Annotated in this window: 10 protein-coding genes; 8 read left to right on the top strand and 2 right to left on the bottom strand. The window is 37.6% G+C overall.

What is annotated here, in order from left to right; all coding sequences use genetic code 11:
• Window positions 1-232: 232 nt before the first annotated feature.
• The 5 genes from DNK84_RS03520 to tsaD all read left to right on the top strand — a co-directional run bounded on the left by DNK84_RS03520 (window position 233) and on the right by tsaD (window position 5,972).
• Window positions 233-1,771: a carbamoyl phosphate synthase preATP-grasp domain-containing protein gene (locus DNK84_RS03520; RefSeq protein WP_235826813.1), complete on the top strand. Its 1,539-nt coding sequence runs from the start codon at window positions 233-235 to the stop codon at window positions 1,769-1,771.
• On the top strand, window positions 1,768-3,660 hold the full coding sequence (locus tag DNK84_RS03515) for an ABC-F family ATP-binding cassette domain-containing protein (protein ID WP_119343190.1): 1,893 nt from the start codon (window positions 1,768-1,770) through the stop codon (window positions 3,658-3,660). The genes DNK84_RS03520 and DNK84_RS03515 overlap by 4 nt, the downstream gene beginning before the upstream one ends.
• Window positions 3,661-3,735: 75 nt before the next feature.
• Complete coding sequence (locus tag DNK84_RS03510) at window positions 3,736-4,650, top strand: ROK family protein (RefSeq protein WP_119343189.1); 915 nt, start codon at window positions 3,736-3,738, stop codon at window positions 4,648-4,650.
• A gap of 72 nt (window positions 4,651-4,722) precedes the next feature.
• The gene (locus tag DNK84_RS15035; protein ID WP_119343188.1) at window positions 4,723-4,962 is read left to right on the top strand and encodes a LapA family protein; all 240 of its coding nucleotides are present in this window, start codon (window positions 4,723-4,725) and stop codon (window positions 4,960-4,962) included.
• On the top strand, window positions 4,959-5,972 hold the full coding sequence (gene tsaD / locus DNK84_RS03500; protein WP_119343187.1) for a tRNA (adenosine(37)-N6)-threonylcarbamoyltransferase complex transferase subunit TsaD: 1,014 nt from the start codon (window positions 4,959-4,961) through the stop codon (window positions 5,970-5,972). Before DNK84_RS15035 ends, tsaD begins: the two co-directional genes overlap by 4 nt.
• Before the next feature lie 98 nt (window positions 5,973-6,070).
• On the opposite strand, the gene DNK84_RS03495 is transcribed toward tsaD, so the two are convergent.
• On the bottom strand, window positions 6,071-6,526 hold the full coding sequence (locus DNK84_RS03495; protein WP_119343186.1) for a PACE efflux transporter: 456 nt from the start codon (window positions 6,524-6,526) through the stop codon (window positions 6,071-6,073).
• 139 nt (window positions 6,527-6,665) lie between these two features.
• On the opposite strand from DNK84_RS03495, the gene DNK84_RS03490 reads away from it, so the two are divergent.
• Entirely contained in the window at window positions 6,666-7,622 is a 957-nt protein-coding gene (locus DNK84_RS03490) for a LysR family transcriptional regulator (RefSeq protein ID WP_119343185.1), read from the top strand.
• Here the strand turns inward: DNK84_RS03490 and hmpA are convergent, their stop codons facing one another.
• Window positions 7,623-8,807, bottom strand: coding sequence for an NO-inducible flavohemoprotein (gene hmpA / locus DNK84_RS03485; protein ID WP_119343184.1), 1,185 nt, complete (start codon window positions 8,805-8,807; stop codon window positions 7,623-7,625). It abuts the gene before it with no gap.
• Between the two features lie 107 nt (window positions 8,808-8,914).
• On the opposite strand from hmpA, the gene DNK84_RS03480 reads away from it, so the two are divergent.
• Both DNK84_RS03480 and DNK84_RS03475 read left to right on the top strand, forming a co-directional pair.
• Entirely contained in the window at window positions 8,915-9,310 is a 396-nt protein-coding gene (locus DNK84_RS03480; RefSeq protein ID WP_119343183.1) for an RrF2 family transcriptional regulator, read from the top strand.
• A gap of 65 nt (window positions 9,311-9,375) precedes the next feature.
• Window positions 9,376-9,810 carry an acyl-CoA thioesterase gene (locus DNK84_RS03475; RefSeq protein WP_119343182.1) on the top strand — a complete coding sequence of 145 codons (435 nt, stop codon included), beginning with the start codon at window positions 9,376-9,378 and terminating at the stop codon, window positions 9,808-9,810.
• Window positions 9,811-9,852 lie beyond the last annotated feature (42 nt).

Here is a 9,852-nt window from a genome sequence, read left to right as displayed (position 1 = left end):
TTATTTGATAGCTCTTGAGCAGTTTCAACTTTATTGGTGCTATATGCTATACATTTACTAGTGTTCAGCGCAGTCAATTTTTCAATTATAGTTGATATTTCTTTTTGAATGTCTTGTAAGTTTTGCTCAGCTAAGTTCATTATGGTCAAACTCATTAAGGTGAATACATTTAGTTGTATTATACCTTGGAGATTAATTCAACGGTAAAGAACTATTTACCCACAAATTCCGAATGCGCCCTTACAGTATTGGCTCATCAGTTGAATTTGATTGGTGTGGTGTTACAACTGCACACACCTTAAAGCAACAGGGTGAGTCACCGATTATTATCAACTCAAATCCTGAAACGGTATCAACGGATTATGATGAATCTGATCGCTTGTATTTTGAACAGCTTACCTTTGAGCGTGTACAGGATATTGCTGATTTTGAGCATCTCAAAGGGATTATTGTTTCAGTCGGTGGGCAAATTGCCAATAATCTTGTTATGCCTTTATACAAGGCAGGTTACCCAATTTTAGGGACATCACCTGAAAATATTAACCGTGCCGAGAATCGTGCCCTTTTTTCACGGATGTTAAATGACTTAGATGTCGACCAGCCACGCTGGCAATCAGTGACAACGCTTGAAAATGCCAAGGAGTTTGCAGAGAAAGTTGGCTATCCTATTTTAGTGCGCCCATCTTATGTATTATCAGGTGCTGCAATGAATGTGATATATTCAGAGGATGACTTAAAACAGTATTTAGAAGAAGCAACTTCTGTTTCGCCTGAGCATCCTGTGGTGATTTCAGATTTTATTAAAAATGCAAAAGAATTAGAAATGGATGGGGTTGCACAAAATGGCGATATTGTGATTTATGCCATCTCTGAGCATGTGGAGAATGCAGGTGTGCATTCAGGTGATGCCACAATTGTCCTGCCACCACAAAACCTGTATTTAGAAACGATTCGCCGTGCTAAACGAATCACGAAAAAAATCGTTAAAGAATTAAATATTTCAGGGCCATTTAATATTCAATTTATCGCCAAAGATAACAATTTGAAAGTCATTGAATGTAACCTTCGTGCTTCGCGCTCTTTTCCATTTGTCTCCAAGGTGACAGGGCATAATTTCATTGAGATTGCCACACAGGTGGTAATCGATAAATACACACCAAAGCGTTATAATACACTGGATTTGGATTATGTTGGTGTGAAGACCTCACAGTTTTCTTATAGCCGATTAAAAGGGGCAAATCCAGTGGCACATGTTGAGATGTCATCAACCGGTGAAGTTGGCTGTATTGGTGATGATTTGCTGGATGCATTTTATAAATCCTGGCAGGCCACAGAGATGTTTGTTAAGCGTAAGAAGATCTTACTATCCATCGGTGGTGATAAAAAACCAAAACTACTCCCAGAGATAAAACAATTAGCTGAGCAAGGCTGGGAGATTTATACGACAACCGGAACCCATGCCTATTTAGAAGACTTAGGCATCAAGACGATTCCTGTGTATAAAATAAGTGAAAATCAAACACCAAATGTGGAAGAGGTGATTTCAGAGCATCAGGTGGATTTAATCGTCAATATTCCAAGACGCCAGCAACTGGTCAGTGATGAGAACATCTCTGATGGATTTAAAATTCGACGTTTAGCCGTTGATCATCATATTCCATTGATTACCAATCTACAGATTGCAGAGTTAACCTTGCGCTCATTAGTGCAATTACATGATGCACCTGTAGAGGTGCGATCTTGGCGTGAGTTTATGGAGCTTGAGGCTTGATTACTTGTAAAGATGTTACGTTACAAAGGGGATTAAAAACACTTTTTTCTCAGGTTAGTTTCTCTATCTATAATCAGCAAAAAGTAGGTCTTGTTGGCCAAAATGGCAGTGGAAAAACATCACTTTTTGGCCTGATAGCTGGCAAGCTTCAAAGCGATACAGGCTATATTGAAATTGCTAAGGGTACGCGAATTGTTACCGTCAAACAGGAAGTTGATAGTGATTTTCTGGATGAAAATGTCATCGATTATGTGATCAAAGGACATGTACAGTTAGATGAAATAAAAACCCAAATGGATGCGGCATTTGCTTGTGAAGATTATACCTTGCATGCAAGTCTGCATGAAACATTTGAAAGCTTAGGCGGCTATCAGGTTGAATCAAAAGCCGCACAATTATTAGATGGCCTTGGATTTTCTCAAAGCCAGTTCTATCAACCGGTTAAAAGCCTCTCTGGTGGATGGCGGATTCGGTTGAATTTAGCCCAGGCATTATTACAACCGGCAGATTTATTGCTTTTAGATGAACCAACAAACCACTTGGATTTGGATGCTGTTTTATGGCTTGAGAAATATCTGCAGCAATATGATGGGGCAATTGTACTTATTTCACATGACCGTATTTTTCTTGATAATGTTGTCACACGTATTTTACATATTGAAAATCAAACAATAAGTAGCTTTACTGGCAATTATTCATCATTTGAAAAGCAATATCATGAACAAAGAGCCTTACAACAGAAAACCTATGAAAAGCAACAGGATAAAATTGCACATCTTGAGCAGTTTATCAATCGCTTTAAAGCCAAAGCATCAAAGGCAAAACAGGCACAATCACGTGTGAAAATGCTTGAGAGGATGCAGAAAATAGAAGCCGTAAGTGACCAAAGTCAGTTTCATTTTTCATTTATTAAAAATACACGTTTGCCAACAGGGGCATTGTTGCAATTAGATCACGCTTTTTTAGGTTATCAGCAAAATCAAGCGATATTAAAAGATGTCTCAAAAATGGTGTTTTCACAAATGCGAGTCGGGCTTTTGGGGAAAAATGGCGCAGGAAAATCGACACTGATTAAATCTTTAGTTGGTGAGATTTCTTTGTTATCTGGTCAGATAAAACAGCACCCAGATCTTCGTATTGGTTATTTTGCACAGCACTCCTTGGATGCATTGGATATGTCAGCTTCAGCGATAACACAACTTCAGCGTTTGGATTCAAAGCTTACCGAAGAAGAGGCGCGAAAATTTCTAGGACGTTTTCAGTTTAGAAATGAGATGGCCTTTAATACAATTAAAAACTTTTCAGGTGGTGAAAAGGCAAGGCTTGCCTTGGCATTTATTGTCTACCAGGCTCCTAATTTTTTATTATTAGATGAGCCAACAAACCATTTGGATATTAATATGCGAGAGGCTTTAGCATTTGCTTTGCAGTCATTTGATGGTGCTTTATTACTGATTTCACATGATCGTTATTTATTAGAAAGTACGGTTGATGAGTATTGGCTGGTTGATCAAGGCAAGGTAGCAGATTTTAATGGGGATCTTAATGATTATTATCAATACATGTTGGCACAGAATAAGGCCCTAAAGCAAAATACATCACCGCCTGATAAAGCCTTTGATACTAATAAAAAGCAAGACAGACAGGAACGGGCCAAACAACGCCAGGCTTTACAGCCTTTGCGAAATCGATTAAAAAAGCTGGAAAGCCAAATCAATACTTTACAACAGGATTTGCAACAACTTGCTGAATTATTGCAGGATGAGGCTTTATATCAGGATAAGGATAAACTCAATCAAAGCATACAACAGCAAGCACAAAAGCAACAGCAATTAGATGCCTTAGAAGGTGAGTGGCTGGCGGTTTGTGAGCAGATAGAAACGATGTGATAAACTGCTTTTGGATTGTAAAATGCAGATTTTGTCGATAAACTGGGTTACCTTTTATGTGAAATTTGTAGAAAAATGAGTTTATACGCAGGTATTGAAGCAGGTGGTACCAAGTTTATTTGTGGTGTTGCCAAAGATGATGGACAGATTATTGATAAGGTTCAATTTCCAACAACAGTCCCTGAAGAAACGCTGGACAAGGTCGTTGAGTTCTTTAAAAAGTATAATGACATTCGTGCATTAGGTATTGGTGCTTTTGGCCCGGTTTGTCTTGATAGAAAAAGCCCCTATTATGGCTGTGTGATGAAAACACCCAAAATTGCCTGGCAACATTATAATATGTTGGCTTATTTGCAGCCATTTTTCCCTGAAATCCCTATTGGTTTTGATACCGATGTAAACGTTGCTGCTTTAGGTGAGCAAAAGTGGGGTGCAGCACAGGGGTTGACTGATATTCTATATATCACGGTAGGCACGGGTATCGGAGGTGGTGTAATTGCGAACAATCGTATGTTACATGGTTTAACACATCCAGAAGTCGGTCATATCCGCGTCAAAAAAAGTCCGAATGAAATAGAAGGGTTTGATGGTGTTTGTGCAATACACCAAAATTGTTTGGAGGGGATGGCTTCTGGGCCTGCATTAAATACGCGCTTTAAGGTTGAAAGCTGCAGTCATCTGCCAAAAGATCACATTGCCTGGGAAATTGCATCAGATTATTTAGCGCAAGCACTCGTGAATTACGTTTTAATTCTCTCACCACAAAAAATTATTATGGGTGGTGGTGTCATGAAACAGACACAACTGTTTTCAATGATTCAAAAGAAACTACAAGTCATGCTTAATGGTTATGTCAGCCATGCTTTATTAGAAGCAGATATCGATCAGCTTATCGTTCCACCGGCCTTAGGTGGTGATGCTGGTTTAAAGGGTGCTATTGCTTTGGCAATGCAGTCTTTAAAATGTGAAACAACGACGCATGCGCATTAAGCGAGGTAAAAAGTATAGAAAGTCTGTAAAATAACGTACGATGTGTATATACTCTCAGGCATGTGAGTTTTAATGCGTGTTACACTGATGAGGTATATAGGTTATTTTCTGTTAATCATAATTTTTGTCATCATTTGTATTTTATCCATTTTAAATGCGCAAACGGTTCAGTTTAATTATATGTTTGGTGCCTTTAGTTTACCTTTAATTATATTATTGTTATTCACTTTTATTATCGGGTTATTAATTGGTGCATTATTAGTTGTATTCACACGTATGCGAAAAAGACACAAACATAAAGGTATATCATGATTGTTTTAGGCATTGAGACCTCGTGTGATGAAACAGGTGTAGCGATTTATGATGGTAAAAATGGCAGGCTTTTATCCAATGCATTATATAGCCAGATTGACCTGCATGCGCAATATGGTGGTGTTGTCCCAGAGCTTGCTTCACGCGATCATGTGGCTAAATTAAAACCACTAGTTTATGAGGCTTTAGCCGAAGCAAAAATCACACTTAAAGAGATTGATGCCATTGCCTATACGGCAATGCCAGGGTTAGTCGGTGCATTAATGGTAGGGGCAGCTTTTGCCAAAGCGTTAGCCTATATGTTAGATATTCCAAGTGTTGCCATTCATCATATGGAAGGGCATTTATTGGCACCTTTGTTATCAGAAGGTGAAAAACCAGATTATCCTTATGTCGCATTATTGGTGTCAGGCGGCCATACGCAGTTGATTGAGGTGGATGGATTTGGTCAATATAAGCTTTTAGGAGAATCGATTGACGATGCAGCAGGAGAGGCCTTCGATAAAACCGCTAAATTATTGGGTTTACCTTACCCTGGTGGGCCACATCTGGCAAAATTAGCAGAGAAAGGCAAACCTGATCAGTTTGAATTACCGCGTCCCATGTGTGACCGCCCAGGGTTGGATTTTAGTTTTAGCGGATTAAAAACAGCTGTATTAAACACATGGCAGCAGAGTGATCAGTCTGATCAAACAAAGGCAGATATTGCCAATGCATTTCAACAAGCCGTTGTTGATACCATTGTTATTAAATGTAAGCGTGCATTAAAACAAAGTAAAGTAAAAAATCTTGTTGTTGCCGGTGGGGTCAGTGCAAATAAGCATTTGCGAGAAAAGCTGCAGCAACTGGCAGATAAAAACAGCTGGCGAGTTTTTTACCCCCCAATGGCCTATTGCACTGATAATGGTGCGATGATTGCGATTGCTGGCGCTTATCGCTTGCAACATGGCTTTGTTGATCAGGATATGTCAATAGAAGTGAAACCAAGAGCACCGTTAAATCACACATAAAGATGTCTTTGGTGTAATTTTGCTTTTATGCCTGGCAGTTTAACAGTGATATCAATTGGCACAACTTTAAACAAAACAGACAGTCTGTAACGCACCATTTAAGGGGCTTTCAAATGGATTTTTAACGCCTTAAACAAGATAAGATCAAACACGTAGTTATAAATTGCCGTATATGCCATAAAAAAGCATAAAAAGCTTATATCAAGCAAAAAGGCTTGTGTCAGACTTAAGCCAAGAAAGACTGCAATCGTAGGAATAATGAGCATCATAAGAGAGACCTGAAATAATGTGGTGTGTATCACACGGCAAGTGATACTGCGTTTTATACGATCTTGATCAAATTTTTTCTCGACTTGATCAAATATATAATTGAATAAAAAGTTCCATAGTGAAGCAATAAGGGAGGTGGTAATTGTCATCGAAAACATATAATCAAGCTGTTGATGCATAACCCATGCAACAACAGGTGTCAATATTAAAAGAGCAATTGCTTCAAAGAATACAATATGCATAATGCGTTGGCGTAATGAAAGCCCGTTAAAGTGTTGTGACATGTTTTTTATTCCTTTGGTTTATCGGGTTTGGTTATTTTCTTGTTTGGTATTATATGAAGCTACGCTGATACAAGGTATACAAAAAGTTGCAAATTGATTTACAATTATGTAAAACAAACTGGGTAGTTGTGTAAATCGTATGAGGCGTAAAATGGTTTCTTTTGATGATTTGGCATTTTTCTATATTGTTGCTGAAAAAGGCTCTTTTTTAAGGGCATCTGAGTATACAAATGTAAGTCATGTAACGCTTCAGCGGCGTATTAGCGCACTTGAACAAAGTTTAGGGAAAAAGCTTTTTATCCGCTCAACAACGGGGCTTAATAAAACGGCATTTGCAAATGAGCTAATTACCAACACAAAAAACTATTATGATGAACTAACACAATATTTTAAAAAATTTGAAGTCATAGAGGAAAGTATTACTGAAAATAAACCGATTAAATTATTTTTATCCTCTGGGATGTCCTATTTCTTTCTTGATGCAATTTATCCAAAACTTATAGATAAAATGGATTTGAAAATTGAAATTACGACGTATACAAGTAAATTTATGGAGCTTAACATTGATCAGATGCGTTCGATGATTAATGAGTATGACTGTATATTTATTGAAGGGGATTATCAGCATATTATCACTGATACACGGTGGTCAGTTGTTTCCCAAAAAAGTGGTGTATTTCAGTTTTTTGCTTCACAAGCATATTTGGAAAAGCATGGCGAAATCAATAGCCTTTCCGACTTAAAAAAACATAACTCTCTTTACCTTAATACCGGGTTTAAAGAATACCTTGAGGTGTTTGAAAAAAGCCCGCTAGCAAAAGAAAGCGCACAGGATAAAAAGCAGATCATCCAGGTTCAGGGAAATTTTTCATCAGATATTATCGAGCACTTACTGGATTTGATTTCACGCGATTATGGTGTGGGTATGTTGCCAGATTTTTATATTAACTCAGCCCTTAAAAAGCCATTAAAACAGGTGCTTCCTCGTTATTATGGAAAAATGCACCAGGTTTTTTGCTTAAAAAATACGCTATCCAATAACCCGCAGATAAATAGATTTGTAAAGATATTTAAAGAAGCAATTGCGGAGATTTAATCAAGCCATTTGCGGGCCAAAGACTTCATAGTTAATTTGTTGTGCTGGTACTTGCCAGTGATGCAATGTTTGTTGCACCATCTGCATAAAGCTTTGTGGTCCGCAGAAGTAATAATCGCAGTCATTGCCTGGTAGTATGTGATGTAGCCAATCCATATCTATGCGTCCAGTTTTATGCATGGTTTGGTGCTGAATATCTTTTTCAAGTGGTTGGCTATAGCTATAAAAAATATGTAAATTAGGGTATTTTAATGCTAGCCGATCAATATCAGTACGCATAGCATGGCTTTGGCTGTTATTTGTTGCATGTATAAAATATATGGGTTTAGTTGGATTCTGTTCGAGCAAAAAGCTAAGCATACTAAGCATTGGCGTTAATCCAACGCCAGCAGACAGTAATACAACAGGCTTATCATTGTCTTTAAGATAAAAATTGCCAGTTGGTGCACTTAGATGAATACTGTCTTGTAGTTGTATTTCCTCGTGCAGATAATTTGATACAATACCACAAGGTGTATTCTCTTTTTTCACTGAAATACGGTAGTATTTGTCATTTGGTACAGAGGAAATGCTGTATTGTCTTTTATATTGCCCTTGTGGGATATCAAGTGAGATAGTAATGTATTGTCCGGGCAAATGCTTTGCGATGGATTTTTGATCCTTTGGCACCAGATAGAACGAGGTAATACAATCGCTTTCAACAACTTTATCAGATACGATAAATTCGCGAAAGCCTGGCCAGCCGCCTGCTTGGTCCTTTTGTTGTTTATAAAGGATGTGCTCGCGTGCGATTAGTATATCAGCTAAAAACTGGTAAGCACTTTGCCAGGCATCTAAAATCTCTTGACCAGGTGCTAAGACCTGATCAATTGCGGCTAACAAGTATTTGCCAACAATGGGGTAGTGCTCAGCTTTGATTTGACTGGCAACGTGTTTTGCTGCCATTACTTCAACAGCATCGGTCAAAGCTGAGAGGTTATCGATGTTCTGTGCATAGGCATAAACTGCATTAGCAAGTGCTTTGGGTTGTAGTCCTGAGCGTTGATGCGAGATATTAAACATTTTTTTAATTTCAGGTTCATTTGATAGCATATTGTGATACATGCAATTAGTAATTTCCAAGCCCTTTTCAGCAAGAGCAGGTGCGGTAGATTTAACAATTTGAATGGTTTTATTGCTAAGCATTTATTGACTCCTTTTGTAAATATGCATTTAATATACATATTTACAAAACACACTGTCAAGGACATAGTAAGCAATATTGAAACGATTTTTTGGCGTTCATATCTTCGATGCAGTTAACTACATTTACAGATTATTCTCTACGTGTTTTAATTTATTTAGGCCTGCATAACACCAGGCTTTGCACGTCAAAGGAAATTGCTACATTTCATCATATCTCGCTTAATCATATTGTTAAAGTTGTGCATAACTTGTCTAAATATGGTTTCATTGAAAGTATTAAAGGAAAAAATGGTGGGATTAAGCTTGCATTAGCACCTGATAAAATTAATTTAGGTCAGACGATAAGACAGCTTGAACCAAATTTTTATATCGCAGAATGTTTTAATCAAGAAAAATCCAGCTGCGCTTTATTGCCGGCTTGTAAGTTAAAAGGGATGCTTGGCCAGGCATTGAGTGCATTTTTTAATGAATTAGATCAATATACTTTAGCAGATGTACTATAAAATGACTGCTTAGTATTTGCCAGATGATATACTACATAGAAACTTATGTAACAGATTGAGTATCGATGAAATTAAAACGACCAGAGGTTTTTGTCAAAGAGGATTTATTTTATTATCAAATGCCGGTAAGGGCGCTTGATATGAATATGGGAAACCATGTGAGTAATGATCTGTACATGGTCTATATTACTGAAACAATTTCGCAATTTTTAATGTCGCACGGCTATCGTTTGAATAATATTCAAGGTCAATGCCTGGTATTCAAAAATATCGTACTTTCCTTTAAGCGTGAAATCGTTTACCCGGATAGTATTAACATCATGTTATCTGTCAGCCATGTCAGTAAACTGCAATTAACGTTTTATGCTGAAATAAAAAACGATGAAAATATCATCTGCGCTTTATCACAAATTGATTGTGCTTTTATCAACCCGCAAATACGCAGGCCTGTTAAAGTGCCAGATGGTTTGCAGTTCATTAATCAGGCAGAAACAGGTTAATCAGATCATTTAAGAAAGTGCGTCCTAGTACCTTTTCCATTT

This window comes from Facilibium subflavum (assembly GCF_003574485.1).
Taxonomy (GTDB): Bacteria; Pseudomonadota; Gammaproteobacteria; order Francisellales; family Francisellaceae; genus Facilibium; species Facilibium subflavum.
The sequence above is the reverse complement of the archived record's forward strand: the minus strand, read 5'-3'. Positions and strand labels throughout refer to the sequence as shown.

What these genes read in the sequence shown, in the direction of transcription:
- DNK84_RS03520 (WP_235826813.1), top strand. Translation starts at nt 233, where the DNA reads ATGCGCCCTTACAGTATTGGCTCATCAGTTGAATTTGATTGGTGTGGT.
- DNK84_RS03495 (WP_119343186.1), bottom strand. Translation starts at nt 6,526, where the DNA reads ATGTCACAACACTTTAACGGGCTTTCATTACGCCAACGCATTATGCAT.
- DNK84_RS15035 (WP_119343188.1), top strand. Translation starts at nt 4,723, where the DNA reads ATGCGTGTTACACTGATGAGGTATATAGGTTATTTTCTGTTAATCATA.
- DNK84_RS03475 (WP_119343182.1), top strand. Translation starts at nt 9,376, where the DNA reads ATGAAATTAAAACGACCAGAGGTTTTTGTCAAAGAGGATTTATTTTAT.
- hmpA (WP_119343184.1), bottom strand. Translation starts at nt 8,807, where the DNA reads ATGCTTAGCAATAAAACCATTCAAATTGTTAAATCTACCGCACCTGCT.
- DNK84_RS03490 (WP_119343185.1), top strand. Translation starts at nt 6,666, where the DNA reads ATGAGGCGTAAAATGGTTTCTTTTGATGATTTGGCATTTTTCTATATT.
- DNK84_RS03480 (WP_119343183.1), top strand. Translation starts at nt 8,915, where the DNA reads ATGCAGTTAACTACATTTACAGATTATTCTCTACGTGTTTTAATTTAT.
- tsaD (WP_119343187.1), top strand. Translation starts at nt 4,959, where the DNA reads ATGATTGTTTTAGGCATTGAGACCTCGTGTGATGAAACAGGTGTAGCG.
- DNK84_RS03510 (WP_119343189.1), top strand. Translation starts at nt 3,736, where the DNA reads ATGAGTTTATACGCAGGTATTGAAGCAGGTGGTACCAAGTTTATTTGT.